Below are 19870 nucleotides of genomic sequence, written 5' to 3' on the forward strand. Positions count from 1 at the left end.
TTTCATCGTTTTGCTTTCCACTGTGCGTCGAACGCCTGCCTGTCTCGGGTCGCCCGCTCGATGGCCTCGTCAGCCATTTCGCGCATGATCAGCGCCTCGTATTTTTTGGGGACGACGATCATCCCGGCATCTTCCAGAAGGGTGTTGAGAGCGCGCACGTCGCCGGTCACCGACGCCAGCGCGGCAAGCCGCAGCGCGGAGATTGAATGCTGTTCCTTGGCCTGGCTGGCGTAGGCGTCGAGCGTTGCCTTTGAGACATCGTCCTTAAGGTGCTCGGACATCGCCTTGGCGATATCGGCGCGGCTCATCTCGGCTTCGTTGAGGGTGAGGCTGACCGCCTTGGACAACCGCCCCGCCAGCGACCAGGCCTGCACCGCGTTCGCGTCAAAGCGCTCGACCACCGGGGCCGGCTGATAGTCGCGGAACAGGTTTAGTGTCTGAGTATCGCGGCGGGTCTTGGCCATCAGGGCTGCCGGCCTTTCAGCCACCGCTGGACGGCCGCTTCGTGCAGCTCAAAGAACCTGTCCTGCTCGCTCTCCTTCATCTTGGAGAAGTCGCCCGCGAGTTTTTGCCAGCGCGGCTCTCTTGATGGGGCTGGCGCCCTGTCGAGCAGCGCGATCGCATCGGCTACGGTCGATGCTTCCGCAGGTTCGGCGAGCAGCAGGTTGGCGATAGCGCCTTGCCGCTCCACCGGCTCGGAAGCGAGCAGCAGCAGGTCGGTCTGGCTGTTTGCGACCGGGTGAAGCGAGATGCTCTGCCGGATCGGTTCGGGAATGGTGGCTATCTTGAGCGCATGGAAGACGCTGCGGCGTGATATGCCGAGGACGGTCTGTGCTGCCTCCGAGAAATTGAGTGCAAAGTTTGCACTCAACTCGTCATCCTCGACGATCTCACGAACCTTCTTCTTGCGTCCAGTTTTGCCGGTGCCGTGTTCGGCGTCGTAGATGTCGCGCCAGTCAGCGATATCCTTCGAACGATCGAGGACAGAGAGCTGGCGGCGGATTAGGTTTTCGGCAATCTCGCGTTTGCGAATTTGCGCTTCCGTCGCCACGTCCTTTGGGTCTTTGATGAAGGCGGCGATTTCGTCACGCCCGAGGAGGCGAACGGCTTCGAGACGATGGCCACCAAAGATCAACCGGTACTGGTATCCCTCGGTCTTCTCCGGAACGACCTCGATGGGCACCATGTGGCCATTGCCGGCTTCCATGTCTGCCATCAGCGTCGCGACCCAGGCGGGATCGAGCCGGCGCCGGCTCGCGGGCACCCTGATTTCGGCAATCTTGATCTTGATCGGTGTCACGTCGGCAGTTCCCTGATTGGCTTTCGGCTGTCCGCGAATGCGGTTGCGCTAGACAGAGGCGTCAGGGAGGGCTGGTCGTGCCGTCTAAAATGAGTGCAACTTTTGCACTTCCGCTGCGACGGGCCGTGCTGGTAGTGTCGACCTCGTCATGACGGCCTCTGGTGTAGAGAGTCGGGAACAGGGTTCGAAAAGGGATGCCCAGGGCAGTGGCGATGGCTTGGGCACCTGGGCGGCTCATGCCGATAATCCCTTGCCTGCAGCAGCTGGGATAAAGGCCAGCACTGCGGGCGATCCCGGTCAGGGTCATGCCACGGCGCCGAAGCTCGGCATTGATGGCGTGACGGTCCCACACCTGAGGCGTGTTCATGGCGGCTCCACCGATCGTCCGGACCTTTGGAGAGGGCCGGATGGTTAAATGTTTAAACAACACTAGTCGCGACTAATGTCGCACAATTGCGCAAAGTGATCAACCGGATTGCGAAAACTTTTGCGCGTCAGAGTTCGAGAGTTTGCGCAAAGCGGGCAATTGGCGTCTAAGGTTTTGAAAACGCTATGATTATCGACTTGGAAGACGCAGAACATGGAACTCTGACGGTCGGTCAGAGTTCGAAGGAGGGGAGTTCCACCTTTGCGGAAAGGTTGATGCTCGCCTTCGGAGACGAATCGCCTCACGCATTTGCGCAAAGGTCGGGAATTGGGGATTCGACCATCCGGCGCTACTTGTTGGGCTCCATGCCGGGCTTGGACAATCTCCTGGTGATTGCCGAGGCGGCAAACGTCACGCTGGATTGGCTTGCGGCCGGAAAAGGGCCGATGCGTTCGTCGGAACCGAACTATCTCACCCTCAAGGAGGGCGGACTGCCGTTCGGCTTCGTGCCGGTGCCGAAGATCGAAATCCGGCCAAGTGCGGGCGCTGGCACCCTTGACCTTTATGAGGAGAGCGAGCCCGATATCTTCGCGTTCCGGGAGGAATGGCTGCGTCGCATTGGCGTCAGCCCCAAGTTTGCGCGGTTGATGGTGGCTAAGGGCGATTCGATGCGGGAAACCATCAACGATGGCGACCTGATGATCGTGGACGTTTCAATCCGCGAGTTCATCGACGAGGCGATTTATGTGCTCGTTTATGGCGGCCTGGTGCGGCTGAAACGCTTGCAAATGCTGCGTTCCGGGGTGTTGCTGATAAAAAGCGACAACCCTCGCTACCAGACGGAGGAAGTGCCACTGGCCGAGCAGCCGGAGCTGATCATAGGTGGACGCGTACGCTGGGCAGGGGGCACGCTCTGACCGATTGACTCTCTTGCTTCTCCGTGGAACAGAATGAGAACATTCAACGGAGGGGCGCATGGATTTCGCAATCGATATAGCTGGCTCGGAAGGTGACGAAGTCACAAGTTTCGTCGTTTTAGTGCCGCCCGTGGCCGATTTCCGGTCGGAGAGGGCGCTGCGGGAGGTCGAGGCATTTCTGAAAGGCCGCTTTCCCGGCTTCAACTTCATGGCAGGCGGCGAGACGCATTTCGAAGGCGATTACCAGGTTCTGCCGCTCTGCGGCGTTGCCGGTGACGAGCCCGGCACGCTGCATTTGCTCGAGCGCCCCGCCGAGGCGCTCATGCAGGCCATCAACGCCGCGCTGCACGGCTTCCGGCCTCGGGCGGCCCTGAATTGAGGGCGCCATGGCACTTTGGAAGTCCACGGTCGAAACGCTCGGCGATCTCAAGCGCCACGGCATGGGCCTCCGAGCCCACTGCCGGGCGCCAAACTCCAGCCATAGCGCGCGCCTCGACCTCGACGACCTGATCGCTCGGTTTGGCGCAGACTACGTTTACATCAATGAGACGCGCATCGGCGCGGCTGCTGTCTGTAGGGAATGTGGCCGGAAAGGCGCGACGATCACAGTCATCGCCAACACGACGCCAACCGGCTGGTCGCCGCCCCCAAATTGATGCCATCCGAACTTGCGCGCGTTCGCGCCCCCGCCCGTTTTGGTGCCAAGTGAAGTTGCGCGGCCGCTTTCTGGCTTTCTGGCTTTCTGGCCCCGCCGTTTAGCGCTCAACCCCTTGCTTTCCGGGCTTCTCTCGCCAATTCCCGGCTATTCTCACCTAATCCCGCCCAAAGCCGCCCAATGCCATCTGATCTTGCGCGTTACAAATGGTCGGCCGCCGGCATTTCGTGCCGCATGTGCCGGGCACCCGCTTCCTCGACGCCTCCTCGGCCGGCGAATTCGCCACCGACGCGGAACTGGCGCTGGCGGCGAACTGGGACCGCACGGCCTCCAGCGTCAAGAACATGACGTTCATCGCGCTGAGGACGACCGAGGTTTGATCGATTGAGTATAGGAAGTGGGGGGTGACTCCCGTCTCCTGTACGACCGGCCGACGATGCCCTTCTTTGCAGGGGCATCGTCGTCCGCAAGAACTGACAGGAAGGTCTGCCGGGATAGAGGCAGCCAAAGCTCAATTATATGCGTCATTACTAAATTTACTGAAGCAAAATAGTCCCAGGCTGTGTGATCTTTTTGCTACAGACAATGCAATCCAGTCGCGGATAATGCAACTTGGCAAATTCTTTGAGGAACTTGGGGGATTCGATGAAATCTGTATTGCTCGCCTGCGTATTCGGGCTCGCGCTCTGCGCGCCGGCGGTGGCCGCCGATATGACAGCGCCGGTCGAGACGCCGGAATGGACCTGGCAGGGTCCCTATGCCGGCGTCTTCGGCGCCGGAACGCTCGAACACTACAAGATCCACGAGCCGAATATCGGCGACAGCGTCACTCATAATGTCGGCTCCGCGGCCGTTGGCGGTTTTGCCGGCTACAATTTCCAGTCGGGCAACATCGTCTACGGCGTCGAAGGCGAACTCGGCTACCGATTCAAGAAATCGACCTTCGACGATATTCCCGGTCCTGGCACGCTGGATGTCTCGACCGGCCTTTTCGGGTCGTTGAAGGGGCGGGTTGGCATGGACATGGGGCGTTATTTGCCCTTCGTGACCGCAGGCGTCACGGCGGCGAAGTTGAAGACATTCTATCCGGGTGGTCCGGCAGAGCGCGACGCGACCGTTGTCGGCGGCATCGTCGGCGCCGGCGTCGACGTGGCGCTGACCCACAATGTCTTCCTGCGCGGCGAGTACGACTTCTCGTTCTTCGGCAAGAAATCACTGGAATATTGCGGCGGTGGCTGTGTCCTCGAACATACGCTTCAGGCGCATGATTTCCGCGTCGGCATCGCGATGAAATTCTAGGCCCCTGCCAGAGCTCCGCAGCTGGCGCGCCGGGACATCCCCGGCGCGTTTTTATTTCGGCGTTCCGCCAATCACCAGATTTCAGGCTGACGCCGCTGGCGAACTGGGGCCGCACGGCCTCCAGTGTCAAGAACATGACGTTCATCGCGCTGAGGACGACAGAGGTTTGAGCAAGCGGGCGGAGAGCTGTCGGCGCTCCGCCCGGCGCATGAGGCAGTTGCAATGCCCTTCAAAAAAGAAAAGGCGGACCCGAGGGACAGTGGGCCCGCCTTTGTTTACCGACCGGCGTCGGGGTTAGGACAAATGCCGGCAAACAAGTCGAAGCGATAGTGGACAAGTTTGGCTCCCCATTCAATTAGCTCGATGGGCCTAGGCCGTCGATGTGGCGAATCGAAAACCCGCTCGTCGGGCTGCGTGGGACGAACTTTGAGGTTCGCCACCTTATTCCTGTTGCACATTGATCATTTGCCGGCACCGGCCAGTTACAAAGAACGGCGATGTTGCCTTGTCTCGGCAGGGGTTAACCATGAATTTGACGTACAAGACCGTTCAGGCAAGGCTACGAAAGGCGGGCATTTCCATACGCAAGAAGGGGGAGATGCACCGCATTAATATCCTCAACGGCCCGGAAAATACCTCCTACTATACGACAAGCCTGCAGGAGGCGCTGGACAAGGGTCTGGCGATGGCGAAACGTGCCGAAGGGCCGCAATCGAACCCTCCCGCCAAACCCAGGGAAAAGCGGCGGTCCGCGACTGATCCAAGCATCGGCTGATACCGTGGGTGTCAGTCTGCAAGCCCTCGCAGCGTCGCGCGGCGAGGCGTGAAACTGAGATAAATCGGAACGTTATCGTCTTCCTTCTTGGCGCCTTGATGGGTTCGGCGCGCGAGAACCTTCCGCCAAACACAAGTCACCAAATTCCAGCCGCTTCGAAGCGGCTTTTTGCCGTGGAGGCCACCATGCCCTGCTTTGCCCGATCAACCATGTTGACGGAGGCCTGACGCCATGGCCATCACCCCGCTCGACATCGCCAACATGGCGCTCGCCGTGCTCGACGAGGCGCCGATCGACAGCCTCGACCAGGATGTGAAAGCAGCACGCCTGCTCAATCTGCATTTCGACCTGACGCGCGAAGCGGAATTAACCAAGCACGCCTGGGTGTTCGCCATTCTGTCGGCGTCCGTCGCCGGCGCCGACACCGGCAGTGGCACCTTGAATTTTGCCTATGAACTGCCCGTGGACTGCCTGCGGCCGCTGCCGTTGACCTTGAATGGCGAGCCGGACGGCGTGCCGATCTCCTGGCGGCAGGAGGCCGGGCTGATCTACTGCGACCAGCCAAGTCCGCGCCTCATCCGCTACCTCGCCAACCTCACCGACCCCAACGACTGGGATGCGCTGTTCAGCGAGGTGCTGGTCGCGGCACTCGCCATCAAGATCGCGCATCCGCTGACCCACAAGACCGGCATGATCGATATCGCCCGCTCAGCCTATGACCGGGCGCTGGACGCCGCCTTCACCGCCAATGCCATCCAGCGTGGCGGCCGGTTCTACACCGCGTCCTGGTCGCAGCAGCGCGGCGACTTTCGTTTTTGATTTCGCATGTCTTTGCCCCGCTGCGCGGGGGGAGACATGCTTTGAGGGTTTTCGCTGATGACGACGCTTTATCCGGTCCAGGACGTCTTCACCCGCGGCGAGATCTCGCCGCGCCTGCATGCGCGCGCCTCGCTCGACCTCTATCGGGCAGCGCTTTCCAAATGCGAGAATTTCGTGACCCTGCCGCATGGCGGCATCAGGAAGCGCGGCGGCACTGTCTTCGTCGGCGAGGTGAAGAACGCAGCCGGAAAGACGCGCGGCATCCCGTTCGTCTTCTCTTCCGAGCAAGCCTACTGCCTGGAGTTCGGCGACCTCTATATCCGCGTCTACGCCTATGGCGCCCGCGTCGGCACGGTGGAGGTGGCGTCGCCTTATCTGGAGGCGGACCTGTTCGACCTCGCCTATGTGCAGTCGGCCGACCAGATGTGGATCACCCACAGGAACTACCCGCCAAAGGTGCTGACGCGCACGGCGCACACGACATGGACGCTGGACGACTATCCCTTTGAGGATGGCCCCTATGACGACATCAACGATACCTCGACGACACTAACGCCCGCCGATTACGGTTCGCTGACACCGGACATGGCTGGGCTGAGCTCGCCATCCGGCACTGTTACGTCGACCGGCGGGTCGTCGAGCTCATGGCAGGCTTTCGACAAGAATAGCGGCACCGACGTCTTCTTCGACAACATCACGGCTGGCTTTATCGGATATCAACTGCCCGGCGGCGCCAAGGCCATCGTGGATCGCTATACCGTCACCACGACCGATGGCACGCGCGTAGACCGCCAGCCGGTCGCATGGAAGATTGAAGGCTCGAACGATGGTTCGACATGGACGACCATCGACAGCCGTCAGGGGGAAAGCGGTTGGACCGGTGGCGAAGCGCGGTTCTATGAATTCTTCAACAAGACGCCCTACGAATACCATCGCTTTCGCTGGCTTAGCGTCAATGGAAATACGTCGTCCCAATTCGCCGAAGTGACGATGAACAAGGCGGCGGCCAGTCAGACGCCGTTCGCTCTCACGGCTTCTTCGATCGTCGGCATCAACGACGATACCGGCTTCCAAACCAGCGATGTCGGCCGGGCGGTGCGCCTTCTCGGTTCGGACGGCCGTTGGCGCTGGGCAAAGATCATCTCCCGTGTCAGCACGACGGTCGTGACAATCCAGCTTTATGGTTTTGCGCTGCCCGATCTGAGCCCGATCACGCGTTGGCGGCTCGGCACGTTCGTGCCCGGCAAATATGTCGAGACCGGCTCGCTCTATGAGGAACGGCTGGCCTTCAGCCGCAAATTCTCGGTCTATGCCTCGGTCACCGGCGACTTCGACAATTTCGCGCTGGGCGAGAAGGATGACGACGCGCTGGAGTTCGTCCAGGCCGGCGGCGGCCAGGCCAACGACATCGTCTGGATCGCCGATTCCGACGGCGCGCTGCTGATCGGCACCTCGGGCGGCATCAGGGCGCTGTCCGGCTCCGGCATCGATGAGGCGCTGACGCCATCCTCGTTCAAGAACCGGCGTTCGCGCACCTTTGGCTGCGCCCGCATCCGCCCCGTCGATGCCGGGCAGTCGTTCCTCTATGTGACGCGTTCGCGCCGCTCGATCGCAGAACTGACGCAAGCGTCGACGGGCCGCTTCACATCAGACGATGTAGGACAGATTTCCGAGCACATCCCGAAAAAGGGAGTGGTCGAACTGGCCTTCCAGACCGATCCCGATCCGGTGCTGTGGTTCCCGCTCGAGAATGGCGAGCTCGGCGGCTACACGCATCAGCCAAGCCAAGAGGTGCGCGGCATGCATCGGCATCGCCTCGGCGGCGGCTTCGCCGGTTCGCAGTGGGCGTTCGTTGAAAGCATCGCCGTCACGCCAGGCCAGAACGGGGTCGACGACATCTGGCTGTTCGTCAAACGCACCATCGCCGGCGTGACGAGACGCACGATCGAAATCATGACGCCGCCCTTCGAATATGGCGGCCTCGACGATGCCTTTCAGGTCGATTGCGGGCTCTCCTATTCGGGCGCCGCCGTCAACGTCGTCTCCGGGCTCGATCATCTCGACGGCGAGAGCGTCGACGTGCTGGCCGGCGGCAAGGTCTACAAGGGCCTCGTCGTGACCGCCGGCCAGGTGACGCTGCCCGGCGGCGCCACCGCAACGACGTGGCAGGTCGGACTTCCCTATCAGGCGCAAGCCGACACGCTGGAGCTCGATGTCGGCGGCCGCGACGGCTCCATCATCGGCCGCCGCAAGAAGGTGGCCAAGGTGATGATGTCACTGCTCGAGACCGACACGACCGGGCTCGAAGTGCAGTCCCTGCTGCGGGGGCGCTGGGAGACGGTGCGGATGCCCAGCGTCGTCGCGCCCGACGGCAAGGCCGATCTCTTCACCGGCAATGTCGAGGTGCCGATCGACGACAGCTGGGAAGGGCAGGGCAGGGTGCGCATCCGGCATGTGAACCCGACACCTTGCACGATCCGCGCGTTCACGCCGGTGTTCGACGCCGAGCCTTAGGGCGAGGCGCTGCTAATCTCCCCCCTCGAGGGGGAGATGTCGCCGAAGGCGACAGAGGGGGTCGGCACGTCCTGACGCGGCCCCTTATCGCTTCGATCGCGGATAAAGGACGCCGGCGCTTCACGCGAGACGACCCCCTCTGGCCTGCCGGCCATCTCCCCCTCAAGGGGAGAGATCAGCTCTTCACCCCACCAAGGAACCTCCCCGTGACCCACCCCCATGCCGAAGATCTCGGCAGGGCGCGGACGGCTGCCGATTTCGCTGCCGTCATCGCCTTGCTCGACACCGACCTCAACGACGCCATCGCCCGCAGGCACGAACTGCAACAGGCCGAGGATCGCGCGATCTTCGGCGACGGCGATCTGGCAGCCGTGCGGGCCACGCTCGACGACTGCAACGACGCAATCGCGCTCATCGAAAAGACAGCCGACGGCGCCGACAGGCGCCGTGCCGAGGCTGCTCGGAGCGAGGCCCGGGCCGACGTCGCGGCGCTTGGCGAAGTGACAGCGGCCAAGGCAACCACTCTCGGCCAGCGCTGGCGCACCATCCACCGGTTGATCGAACAGCTGCGTCAGGAACTGTTCGAGGCCGATGCGCTGAGCCGCGCCATAACCACCGCCAATGGGCTGTTCGACGCCGCCGGCGTCGCCGACCTGAAGGTCAACCTGACGACCATCCGCCGTACAGCCATGGCCGGCGCGCGGGCCGCCGCACCGGCCCGCCTCAGCCGGCCGGCAATCCAGGCCGACAGGCTCCTGCTTTCCTTCCTCAGCCCCGGCGGCGCGCTCGATCCGCGCCCGGCGCTGGGCGCGCCGGTCGAAGGCGTCAAGAGCAAATTCATTCCGGCCGGCGAGCGAGGCTGACCATGTGCACATTAGCTCTTCTCGGCACCGCTCTTTCGGTTGGCGGCGCGCTGGTCGAAGGCCAGCAGTCGAAGCAGATGGCCGACTATCAGGCCAAGGCCTATGAGCAGCAGCGCCAAGCCGAGGCCCAAAGTGCGGCCTTCGAACAGAGCCAGGAGCGCCACAAGCAGGAACTCTTGCAGGCACAGGCGCGCGCCCAGGCGGGCGCTTCCGGCGTCGGCATGGCAGGCTCGCCGACCGAGGTGCTGGCCGCCAATGCGAGGCAGGGCCAGCTCGACCTCAAGGCGATCCAGTACGGCTCGCAACTGCGCCGGAACAGTCTCGGCACCCAAGCCGCGATCTCGCGCTTTTCCGGCAAGCAGGCGGCGACGGCGAGCATCTTCAAGGCCGGCAACTCTCTCATTGGTGGCCTCTCCAAAATCCATGATCCGACGAAGGCCCCAAGCGCGGCAGCCAGCACGGCGCCAAGCCGCGCCGTGATCTTCGGCAGCTCGGCGCTCAGGGCCTCACCCTTCAGAGCTTCTTGGGTAGGGAACAGCTAAATGGCAACCATTCCCCTCCAGCTTGCCCAGCGCCGGCTCGACACCGGCAATGTGGTTTCCTATCCGAACGGCTCGCCCGTCGGCGAAGCCATGCAAGGCTTTGGCGACGAGCTTTCCGCCGTCGCGGAGCGCTACCAACAGCGGAAAGAGCAGCAGGAGGCGTTCGACGTCGAAGTCACCCGCCGGCGCTTGAACGGACAGATCGCGCAAGCCGAAGACGAGGCGGTGCAGAACGCGCCAGCCGATGGCAGCGGTTTGCACGACGCCATGTACGGCCAGGTCGATCCGCGCACGGGCCAGGTGATCAAGCCCGGCCTGTTCGATGAACTCTTCGACAGCACACTGCCGAAAGTGCCCGAGGGCCAACGCGCCAATTTCACCGGGCAGAAGGAAGTCATGCGCTCGGTTGGCTCCGCGCGCATGGCCGCCAGGCAGCAGACGCGCCGCGACGCTTATGAGCATGCCGAGTGGACCAAGGTCGACAACTTCTACACCGGCTCCATCGCACAGAGCGACCCGAACGATACCGCAACGTTCGAGGAGATCCGGCAGAGCGGCTTCGACTTCATCGGCAAGATCGGCAACCCGCTTACCAGGCAAGCGGCCGAGGCTGCCTGGCGCAGCAACACGGCCAAGGCGCTCGTCCAGGCGATGATAACGCAGGACCCCAAGCGCGCTGCTGAGATGCTGGGCCCGGGGTCGGTCAACGGCGGCAGGACCAAGGACGATACCGTCGAGGCTGTCGGCGGACCACAAGCGACCGGGTCTGGCGCACTGGCATCCAAAGGCCATCGCGTTGGCAAGCTTACGCCGGACGAAAGGGTGGTGCAGGCCTTTCGGGAGGACATTCCGCCCGAAGACCGCCCAGCGTTGGTCCAGCAGGCCCGAGCTGCCGACGCGATGCGGCAAGTCGAAACACGCACTAACATTAGCCTGGCCGAGCAGAATGCGCCGGCCGCCATCAGGGACACTGGAACCTATTCCGGCCCGATCCCAACGCCGGAACAGTTCGTCGCTCTCTATGGCGCCACCGACGGCGCCAGGCGCTTCGAAGCGTTCAGCAGGACCATTGAGGTTAGTCGTCAATTCCACGGCATGCGCGACCTGTCGAATAGCGCCGTGCGGGCCATGGTCAAAGACGCCGACCCCACGGCAGACAGTCCAACGCCGGAAGAGGACAAGGCGCGTTACGACGCTATCGCCACAGCTGCGGAGCTGACGTTCAAGGCAAGGCAGGCCGATCCGGGCGGCTATGTCCGCAAGGTATTCGCGAACCTGGATGCCGCCTGGAACAATCTGACGAAGCCAGAAGATTATCAGGCGGCAATCATCGGCTCTATCGCCGCCCAGCAGCAGTTGGGTTTTGAGACCGCCCAGCCGCTACCCAATTCAACTGCAGAGGACATTGTCGGCAAACTCAAGGCCCAGCCGCAAGACCAGACCGCAGAGCTGCGCAATGTGTTCATGGCGCCACCGAGTCAAGCCGCGCGCGAAGCGGTGCTGAGCCACCTGCTTCAGACCAGTGCGTCCCAAACGGACAACAGTATAACGGACAGGTCGGTCCGGGCAGCTGTAGTCGACCCGATGATGCTGCTCGACTTAGCCAACACTGTCGAGCCGGGGCGATCGCGGGCAAACGCGGAACTCACCAACTACATCCCGACGAATCAAGAGTGGCTCGGGAGATTGATAGCCGGCGACAGTGAGCGGGGGAGCCTGTGGCGTCTTCTCGCGCAAAAGCTCGTGGGCTCCGACGGGCTCGGCGAAGACAGCGTCTCGGTGGCCGACTTCACACCGTTGGGGACGTCGTTTGCACTGGAGAAGGCTGGAAATGCAGCGCTGGAAGGCAACTACAGCGAAGCGCTGCTGAATGCCGCAGGGGCAATTCCTAGCGGCAAGTTGGTGGCCATGCCCCTGCAACGCGCCGCCGGGAAGATTGCCAAGCCCTGGGTAGAGAAACTCTCAGCATTTTCGAGGCTGCCGACAGACCTAGCCGAAGGTGGCGAGGCGCTTGTTCGCGGAGTCGACGCTGAAACCTTTCGGTTCCAACAAGACTTAGCTCGATCGGTCTCGCCACGAGCTGTACGCCGGAAGACGCGAGCCGGTGAAATATCCGACAGTGCCATTGAGACCCCGCTACTAGGTGCGATGCTTGCCAGAGACCCGTCAACTGTTAAACATGCCGGGGCGAAAGTTGGATGGGCGAAATCAAAGGACTATCGAAAAACCTTCTTCGACGCGAATCCTGGTCTCAACAAAAGCGACTATGTCGTGCATCATGGTGTCGAGCAGGCAGTTTTTGACAAGTATCCTGGGCTTTTTACGGAGCAAGAACTAAATTCAATCGAGAATCTTCGTGGGATCCGAAAGGAGTTCGACATAAATTTGCACCTTAAGGTTATTCGGAACGAGTGGGACAGTTTTTACAAGAAAAATCCTCATGCTACCCGTCAGAATGTCCTTGATTATGTTTCCGAAATCGACAAAAAGTACGGACATTTTTTCGATCCTCCGATAGGTGAATGATGAGATACTATGATATTCTGCCCGATGTGGCTGGCGGTTTAGGCCGCGGTACGGTTATGGATACAAGTGTACACCCCCCTGTCGTAAGCAAGCTTGTGTACCAGATGGAGGGATGGTTCGGTGACGTTCTTATAACAAGCTTTCCATGCTTCCTTGTGACGGAAGACGCCGCGCACGCATTGTCAAAAATCGGCTTCACCGGAGCGACATTCGCCTCTGTGGAAGTCATAACGTCCGAAGATTTTCGCGAACTTCAGCCCGAGGTAGAGCTTCCGTCTTTCGTGTGGCTGAAGGTGAACGGGAAGGCGGGTCACGATGACTTCGGTATCGCCCAGAACCTGAACCTCGTCTTATCAGAACGCGTCTTCGATGTGTTTGATGAACGAGGTCTCCCTTCCGCTACCATCAAACCGTTCGACGTTCGGCACGAGCAGCGTTGAGTTGGGTGATCGTCGGCGATGTGTCTCCGGCAAAATATTATATTCCTGGCGACGACCTCAAGACTACACACGAGGCGCTGGATGGATATATCGGCGCCATGGAAGAGTGGGTTGAAGCCGGGCGGCAGGGGAAGTCAGTGGCGGAGTTAATCCCGGTCAATTTCCAGCCAATGCTGAAATGCTGGATCGACATCTCAAATTCCTTGACGAAAGGGTACTGCCGGAACTTCAAGGTGATGTATAGGCCTGCAACTTGGATACACCTCTTCCTCAGCCGGCTGGTTATTTTCTGACCGATCGCACGGAGCATGCGGATTGAGTGCCTGGCGCGGCGAGGGCGCAACGCGCTAAGGCCCCACGCGCCGCTATTCAATATTCCCCATGAAATAGCCGTCGACCGCGTCGAGCCGCAGCCGCATGAGCTGACCGTTCGAGCGCAAATGGTTGGCGGCCTGGAAAATCCGCGCATTGCTGAGGTGGAGGAACGCCTGTGACGGGCTCCCGGGCTCCGGCTGCTCGCCGGCCCTGGGGTACATGTTGGCGAAATCCAGCATGGCGCGGCCCAGCACGTCCTGCAGGTCGGCGGGGTCGCTGGAGCCATGTATCGAGGCGCTGCGCATCTGCCGGCTCAGTTCCTCAAAATACTTCCTGCCGCTGATCAAGGTGCCGGCGATGACCGTGCCGCGTATGAACAGCGTCATGCCGATTTCCAGATTGCCCTCGGCAAACGTCACCAATGCATTGAGATAGGCGTCGCGAGGGTACGGCTCGGCCGGGTCTGCCTGCGCGTCCTTTACGCTATGTCTCATTTTCTCCCCCCTCAGAGATCGGCATTCAGCCGTGACGCAAGAAAACCGGGTCTCGCGCTGGCGTTCAGCAAAGCCTAGAAAATCACTCGCCCAAAACGACCCCGGACGCAATGATTTGCGCGGTCAGCCTGGTAAGCTTTTCGTGTTTCACCAGCGTCGGCTTGTTATAGATGCGCTTCATTGCAGGGCTCCGCAGGGATTCCACCAACACACCGAACGCGCTCGCCGCGGTTGCGTTCCCTTCGCCCGCCTTTATGCGCCATTTGTCCAAAGCAAAAAAGGCCCGACCCGGCGTCAACCGAGACGGGCAGGTGCTGGAGTAGCTGGGTGAGAGCCCAGCATAGCTTAACGAATGGCGAAAAGGTTGGTTGCCTGTCTAGAGGCCGTTTTGAGAGGCCGTCTTGCCGGCCACCGGACGAGATTTTCGACCATGACGCCAGATCGACGATCCGATCGAAAACAAAATACCGGCAGCGCCGCAAGGCGGCGGCTGGCGCTCAAGGCGTGAATTGGTGTAGCTTGACGTTGTCTTGACTTGGCGCGGCGGATCCGAAATTCGCCCGCCGCGCTGCCACTTCAAGGCGATGCAAACCTCGGAGCCGCCACACATTGGCCAGTAAGGACCTTCAGATGAAGGCCGGACCTTTCAGATGAAGGATTGACGGTATCTTGTTGCACACAGACTCTTTTTCGACCACGGCAAGGATCATTTTCCTGGCCGCGTTGGCCTTTGTCCTGCTGCTCGCCCTTTCACCGGCGCGGTTCCTGCAGGAGTTCGGCATGGCGTTCACGTTCGATCACGACAAGCTCAACCACGCCACCGCCTTTGCCGTGCTGACGGCTCTGGGAAGCTTCGGCTGGCCGGAACACAAGGCAAGGCTGGTTGTCCTTCTCGTCCTCACCGGTGTCGCGATCGAGCTTCTCCAGGGCATGCAATTGATCGGCCGCGATATGAGCATATTCGACTGGTTTGCCGATTGTGCCGGCATGGCATGCGGGTTGACGTTCGCCGGCTGGACCAAGCGTCTCGTCCGCGGATTGCCGTAGCAGCGCTCAGCGTTGCGTGGTTAGCGCTTTAGTAAAAATGGTGCGAAAGCGGAATAATTCTGCTTGCGCAATATGACTGGCGTCAGCGAACATCGATCGCCCGTCAACAACATAGTTGCATCGCTTGACATCGCAGAGCACCGTGTCCGGGCGGGCGAAGCCGATATCGCGACGCCTTTCGAAATGCTCGACGACCGCCCCGTACTGCCGTTGGAATTCGTCCGCCGGCAGATATGTCAATTTTTCCAGAGGCCGACCGAAAGCGAGGTCGCGGCTCAGTTCGGAAGGGAGATCCCATCCGGGGTAGGCGATCGGGCCGATCAGAACGACCTTCTTGCCAAATCTCTGCAGGCGATCGATCAGGTCGTCGAGCCCACGGACGAGTTCCACGTCATCCCGATTGTCGATCCTTTTTCCGTTGGCATCGACCAGCCCCTTCTCGGCATGGGCCCAGGTCAAACCGAGAATGACGGTCTTGGCTTTCGAAAGCTTGCCGAGTTCGAGAAGATTGCCGGCGGCCACATCGATACAACCGCGCGAGATGTTAACGGACACCGTCGGCAGACAGCCATTCGCCGGAACCAGAAGGCCGTTCAAACCCCTCTCGGCCACTATGGACTCCCACACAGGCGCGTACATTTGTGCATGAGAATTTCCCAACAGAATAACATCCGCATCAGAAGGTTCGCGAGAGGGAAGGTTCAGCACGCAGGCGCGCGACTGGCCCATGCGCAGGTAATTTTGGACCGGGCAACGATAGTTGGTGCCGACAGCCGCATTGATGGCCGCGGCTTCACCGCTCATGCGACTAGGCAGCCCGTTCGACCAGATCAGTACCGACGCGATCACCGCGAGTACGCCGGTTCCGGCGGCGGCGGCGAGGCAAACGGTTCGTACCGGCATGGCTCGACTGCGGAAAGGGCGCTCGACATAGCGCCACGAGACAATGGCGCAGATCGTCATGCCCGCCACGGCAATCGCCATCTCGCCGGTGTTGAGGTCGCGGACGAAATAATATTGCGAGAAGACAATGAAAGGCCAATGCCAGAGATAAAGCGAATAGGAGATCAATCCCACGAAGGCGAGCGGACGGGTCGCTATCACTCGATTGATCGGCGACAGCTGAACCTGGCCGGCGGCGATCAAGAACATCGCCCCGAGAACCACTGGCAGCGCTACGGGGATGGAACCGTATGTCTGTAGGGGGCTGATAATGCCAACAAGGATTGCAATCGCGCCGATTGCTCCAAGAAGGTTTGCGACGGTCCCTCGCGGCGTCAGGCTGACCGGCAAGAGAGCAACCATGGCGCCAGCCCCAAGTTCCCATGCCCGGGTCGGCAGCAGGAAAAATGCCGGCGATGCACCGCCGATCTTCAGAGCCAGGTAGTTGGCTCCGAGGGACACCAGAGTGAGCAGCACGATCGCGGGGAAAGTCGCGCGGGGCCAAAAGCGGGCAAATGCCGCAATGAGGAGGGGAAAAACGATATAAAATTGTTCCTCGACACCCAGCGACCAGACATGCAAGAGCGGTTTTGCCTCTGCTACCCTGGAAAAATAATCCGTGTCTCGCCAAAAATAGATATTTGCCACGAAGCCGAGCGTGGCGAGCATGCTTTTTCCGTATCCGATCAAGTCGGCGGGCAGCAGCAAGGCGATCGCGGCTATGGTGGTGAAAAACAGCAAGAGCAGAAGAGCCGGCATGATCCTGCGGATACGCCGCTCATAAAACCGCAATATCGAGAACCGCCCTTTGAGCGCCTCACGCCATAGTATCAGTGTGATCAGATATCCCGAGAGCACGAAAAAGATGTCGACGCCCAAATATCCTCCGGGCAGCGACGATCTCGACAGGTGGAATGCTATCACCGAAATGACAGCGACCGCGCGCAGGCCGTCGACGTCCGCCCGATAGCCAACGAGGTGCGAATCCGCGCTTCCGACTCTGGTATGCATGGTGAGTATTCAGGTTCCCCCGAGGCCGTACCCCGTCTATAGAAGAACCAGAGCCGAGGCGCTACTCTTAGGCGCCAAGGTAATCTCCATGCTTTCGCCCGTCTTGATCGGCCGGTGGTAGCCGACAAAGCCGCGTGTGCGCGCTGAAATCATAGTATCCACATTTTCCGGCCCCGCTTTTGCGGGCTTTTTTCATGGAGCAAGCCTGATGGCCCGACCTGCAACTGCCGCCGTTCGACTTCTGACCGGCGAACGCGAACCCGTGCGTGTGGCGACCACGGCCAACATCGCCCTGCATGGCCTGCAAGCCATTGACGGCGTGCCGGCCGAAATCGGCGACCGGGTGCTGGTCAAGAACCAGGCCGACCCGACGCAAAACGGCATCTATACGGTGAGCGAGGGCGAATGGTTCCGCGCCGCCGATGCCCGCACCGCCCGTACGCTGCAGAAGGGAACGACGGTTCACACCCAGGTCGGGTCGGCAAATGCGGACCGGGTGTTTGAATTTACCTCCGACGAGCCGGTCGTGGGCACCGACGCCATCGCCATCGCGGCATTCGTGCCGCCCGACATCTCGGAGGTGGTCGACGAGGTAGAAGCGCTGCGCGACGAAGCGCAGGTGCTGAAGGATGCCGTCGAGGCCAGCGCCGGCCAGGCAGCGGCCAGCGCGTCCGCCTCTGCCGCCAATGCCGGGCTGACCGCCGCCGACGTTCTTACCACGGCTGCCAATCTGGCCGGCGCCCAGGCAGCGCGCGACGCATCCCTGTACGGCAAGGGCATCTTTCCGACGGCTGCGGCCGCGATCGGCCTTGGCGTTGCCGGCAGCGGCGCGATCACCGCGGGCGCGGGTGGCACCAACGGCATATTCGACCTGGCGTTTACCGGCGGCACCGGCTCGGGCGCCGCCGGCCGCTTCGTCGTCGCGGGTGGCGCGCTGACACAGATCCTGATCACTGCGCCCGGCTCGTACACCGTGGCGCCGACCTTCAGCTTCGCGGCGTCGGCGGGGCTTGCAGGGGCCAGCGCGTCGCCGATCCTCGCGCGCAACGTCGATATCGGCGAATACTTCTGGACCGAAGTCAGCGCCGGGATCCTCGGGCTTCATAATGTCGCGGCCGGCCCTGCCGCCATTGATACTGGCATCCGCGCGGCAAGTTCTGCCTTGCTCTCCACCGTTGATCGCAATTCGATGCTCAATGGTCTCGGCTTACCTACAGCCAAGATGATCGAAGCGAGCGGCGCGAACCTCAACCCGGCTTTATATCGTCCCTACGCCTACACCGTTGGCGACACGCTTGAGCATGTTGTTGTGGCCAAGGCGGCAGAGAGGGGCAGTTTGCAACTCATCTGCGCTGCTACTGGTGCCATCTATACGGCCAACTTCGACCTCAACCAGGGCACGGCATCGGGCAGCGGCGCAAACTTTGTCAGCGCTACGATCACCGCCTTGGGTTCAGGCTGGTATGAGTGCAAGGCGGCCGCTCTGATTGGCGCAAACGGAAACAACAACTTCCAAGTTCGGATGTCCCCCGGTGCGCTGCCGTACACCGGCGATGGCGTGTCTGGAATGTACATTCGCAGCAACGTCCTTCGGAAGCAGAATACCGCCGCGAATCTGTTCGCAAGCAGCGACCCCACAAGCGGGACTTTCACCCGTCAGAACCTCACAGACGTGATCAACACCGCTACCGCTGACGCTCCTGCAATTCTTCCCCTGATATCCACTGTTGACGTGCTCGACATCATCGTGAATGGCCGCATGTCAGCCACAAAGCTGGTGGAGCCGAACGTCAGCGGAAGCCCGGCATTCTGGCAGTCGCGCTCGGGCATGGTGCTTGGGCAGACGGTTACCTTGGAGGTGATCGCCAAGAAGGCTGAGCGGTACCGTCTTAACCTGTTCTCAAATTCAGGCGCTCGCTACGACGTAACGTTCAACCTCGATCTCGGCACCTTCACCATCAATCCAACTTTCGCCGCGCCGACCGTCACCATGACCAAGCTCGGCAACGACTGGTATCGGATCACGCTGGAAAAGGTGGTCGAGGTCGCAGGGGGAATGAACCCGCAGCATCGTGTTTATGCCGCCACCGGAGGCCATCCCTACGTGGGTGACGGCGCATCGGGCCTTTATGTCCAATCGTCCACCTTCGAGGTCAACGGCGGGCCGAACCTCAACACGTCCCCGACCAACTTGTCAGTGGCCCCATGGACCCGAAGTGCCGGCGCAACGGCTGCTCCCAATGCTGCCCTATATCTCGGCCTTCTATCCGACCCTACCAGTATAGGCGGCGGATCGACCGATGATGGCAGTGCGGCACTGATCGGCAAGAAGTGGGCAGCGCTCGGCAGCAGCATCACGATTGGGAATTACTACGCGCCCCTGCTCGCAGAACAGACCGGAATGGTGCTGACCAACCTCGGCGTAAGTGGTTCGGCTCTCGGGCTCAGCACCACCGCTTATCCGAGCTACGGCATGTCCGCCAGAATTGCCGACATTCCTATTGATACGGAACTGGTCACCCTTGAGCCCGGCCCGAATGCCTTCGGCGCGCAGGAGACACCGCTGGGTATGTTCGGCGACACTACCTATGCCACGGTCTACGGGTCGTTGTGGAGGGCCATCCTCGATATCCGTGCGCAGGCCCCCGTTGCAAAGATCGTCTTGATCCAGGTCTACAGTGGTGGCCCCGGCCACGCGACACACCGGATAGGTCGGGTCAACAGCCAAGGCAACACGATGGACCAGCACATGAAAGCCGAACGCGAAGTGTGCCAAGCATTCGGTGTCCCCTACATCGACACGTCGCAGAGCGGCATGGGTTACCACACCTCGACGCTATACATGGCCGACGAGCTTCACCCGAACGCGGTCGGCAGCTTGCGCCTCGCTACACACCAGGCTGGAGCCCTACGCAAGATGGTGCTCAACGGTCTGTTCGTGAACTAGAAGGGGAAGTGCTCATCGATGCGCCGAGGAATGGCCGTGCTAAACTCCAAACAGGAGTGGGTACTGAACACCAAAAAAATCGCAGCCGCTTGGGACG

Annotated in this window: 21 protein-coding genes; 15 read left to right on the plus strand and 6 right to left on the minus strand. The window is 61.2% G+C overall.

The features are described 5' to 3' along the window. Positions 1-2 precede the first annotated feature (2 nt). The 3 genes from AC0L2H_RS25945 to AC0L2H_RS25955 all read right to left on the minus strand — a co-directional run bounded on the left by AC0L2H_RS25945 (position 3) and on the right by AC0L2H_RS25955 (position 1667). Positions 3-464, minus strand: coding sequence for a hypothetical protein (locus AC0L2H_RS25945; protein WP_473592868.1), 462 nt, complete (start codon positions 462-464; stop codon positions 3-5). Beyond that, complete coding sequence (locus AC0L2H_RS25950) at positions 464-1300, minus strand: ParB/RepB/Spo0J family partition protein (RefSeq protein ID WP_473592870.1); 837 nt, start codon at positions 1298-1300, stop codon at positions 464-466. The genes AC0L2H_RS25945 and AC0L2H_RS25950 overlap by 1 nt, the downstream gene beginning before the upstream one ends. Before the next feature lie 61 nt (positions 1301-1361). Next, entirely contained in the window at positions 1362-1667 is a 306-nt protein-coding gene (locus AC0L2H_RS25955; protein ID WP_473592871.1) for a helix-turn-helix domain-containing protein, read from the minus strand. Between the two features lie 185 nt (positions 1668-1852). Here AC0L2H_RS25955 and AC0L2H_RS25960 point away from each other — a divergent pair, with 185 nt between their 5' ends. The 13 genes from AC0L2H_RS25960 (at position 1853) to AC0L2H_RS26020 (ending at position 13310) form a co-directional block, all read left to right on the plus strand. After that, the gene (locus tag AC0L2H_RS25960; RefSeq protein WP_473592873.1) at positions 1853-2584 is read left to right on the plus strand and encodes a LexA family transcriptional regulator; all 732 of its coding nucleotides are present in this window, start codon (positions 1853-1855) and stop codon (positions 2582-2584) included. Positions 2585-2642: 58 nt separating this feature from the next. Then, positions 2643-2963 carry a hypothetical protein gene (locus tag AC0L2H_RS25965; RefSeq protein WP_473592874.1) on the plus strand — a complete coding sequence of 107 codons (321 nt, stop codon included), beginning with the start codon at positions 2643-2645 and terminating at the stop codon, positions 2961-2963. A gap of 7 nt (positions 2964-2970) precedes the next feature. Further along, the gene (locus AC0L2H_RS25970) at positions 2971-3240 is read left to right on the plus strand and encodes a hypothetical protein (RefSeq protein ID WP_473592876.1); all 270 of its coding nucleotides are present in this window, start codon (positions 2971-2973) and stop codon (positions 3238-3240) included. Between the two features lie 205 nt (positions 3241-3445). Then, a complete protein-coding gene (locus AC0L2H_RS25975; protein WP_473592878.1) occupies positions 3446-3619 on the plus strand; it encodes a hypothetical protein in 174 nt (57 codons plus the stop codon). Positions 3620-3884: 265 nt separating this feature from the next. Further along, positions 3885-4538: an outer membrane protein gene (locus tag AC0L2H_RS25980; protein ID WP_473592880.1), complete on the plus strand. Its 654-nt coding sequence runs from the start codon at positions 3885-3887 to the stop codon at positions 4536-4538. Positions 4539-5064: 526 nt separating this feature from the next. Further along, complete coding sequence (locus AC0L2H_RS25985) at positions 5065-5313, plus strand: hypothetical protein (protein WP_473592882.1); 249 nt, start codon at positions 5065-5067, stop codon at positions 5311-5313. A gap of 231 nt (positions 5314-5544) precedes the next feature. Continuing rightward, positions 5545-6132 carry a phage connector family protein gene (locus AC0L2H_RS25990; protein WP_473592883.1) on the plus strand — a complete coding sequence of 196 codons (588 nt, stop codon included), beginning with the start codon at positions 5545-5547 and terminating at the stop codon, positions 6130-6132. A 57-nt stretch (positions 6133-6189) separates the two neighbouring features. Then, positions 6190-8646, plus strand: coding sequence for a phage tail protein (locus AC0L2H_RS25995; protein ID WP_473592885.1), 2457 nt, complete (start codon positions 6190-6192; stop codon positions 8644-8646). Between the two features lie 206 nt (positions 8647-8852). Further along, a complete protein-coding gene (locus AC0L2H_RS26000; RefSeq protein ID WP_473592886.1) occupies positions 8853-9509 on the plus strand; it encodes a hypothetical protein in 657 nt (218 codons plus the stop codon). 2 nt (positions 9510-9511) lie between these two features. Then, complete coding sequence (locus AC0L2H_RS26005) at positions 9512-10051, plus strand: hypothetical protein (protein ID WP_473592887.1); 540 nt, start codon at positions 9512-9514, stop codon at positions 10049-10051. Then, a complete protein-coding gene (locus tag AC0L2H_RS26010) occupies positions 10052-12577 on the plus strand; it encodes a hypothetical protein (protein ID WP_473592888.1) in 2526 nt (841 codons plus the stop codon). Beyond that, positions 12574-13017 (plus strand): hypothetical protein, encoded by a 444-nt coding sequence (locus AC0L2H_RS26015; protein ID WP_473592889.1) that lies wholly within the window; start codon positions 12574-12576, stop codon positions 13015-13017. Before AC0L2H_RS26010 ends, AC0L2H_RS26015 begins: the two co-directional genes overlap by 4 nt. Then, entirely contained in the window at positions 13014-13310 is a 297-nt protein-coding gene (locus tag AC0L2H_RS26020; RefSeq protein ID WP_473592890.1) for a hypothetical protein, read from the plus strand. Before AC0L2H_RS26015 ends, AC0L2H_RS26020 begins: the two co-directional genes overlap by 4 nt. Before the next feature lie 72 nt (positions 13311-13382). Here the strand turns inward: AC0L2H_RS26020 and AC0L2H_RS26025 are convergent, their stop codons facing one another. Further along, entirely contained in the window at positions 13383-13826 is a 444-nt protein-coding gene (locus AC0L2H_RS26025) for a hypothetical protein (protein WP_473592891.1), read from the minus strand. Between the two features lie 82 nt (positions 13827-13908). Next, positions 13909-14007, minus strand: coding sequence for a putative RiPP precursor (locus AC0L2H_RS26030; RefSeq protein ID WP_473592892.1), 99 nt, complete (start codon positions 14005-14007; stop codon positions 13909-13911). 488 nt (positions 14008-14495) lie between these two features. Here AC0L2H_RS26030 and AC0L2H_RS26035 point away from each other — a divergent pair, with 488 nt between their 5' ends. Beyond that, positions 14496-14873, plus strand: a complete 378-nt coding sequence (locus tag AC0L2H_RS26035) for a VanZ family protein (RefSeq protein ID WP_473592893.1) — start codon at positions 14496-14498, stop codon at positions 14871-14873. A gap of 6 nt (positions 14874-14879) precedes the next feature. On the opposite strand, the gene AC0L2H_RS26040 is transcribed toward AC0L2H_RS26035, so the two are convergent. After that, positions 14880-16826, minus strand: coding sequence for an acyltransferase family protein (locus tag AC0L2H_RS26040; RefSeq protein ID WP_473592894.1), 1947 nt, complete (start codon positions 16824-16826; stop codon positions 14880-14882). 208 nt (positions 16827-17034) lie between these two features. Here AC0L2H_RS26040 and AC0L2H_RS26045 point away from each other — a divergent pair, with 208 nt between their 5' ends. Next, positions 17035-19773, plus strand: coding sequence for an SGNH/GDSL hydrolase family protein (locus AC0L2H_RS26045; protein ID WP_473592895.1), 2739 nt, complete (start codon positions 17035-17037; stop codon positions 19771-19773). Positions 19774-19870: the final 97 nt, after the last annotated feature.

Source organism: Mesorhizobium sp. WSM4871 (assembly GCF_055811295.1).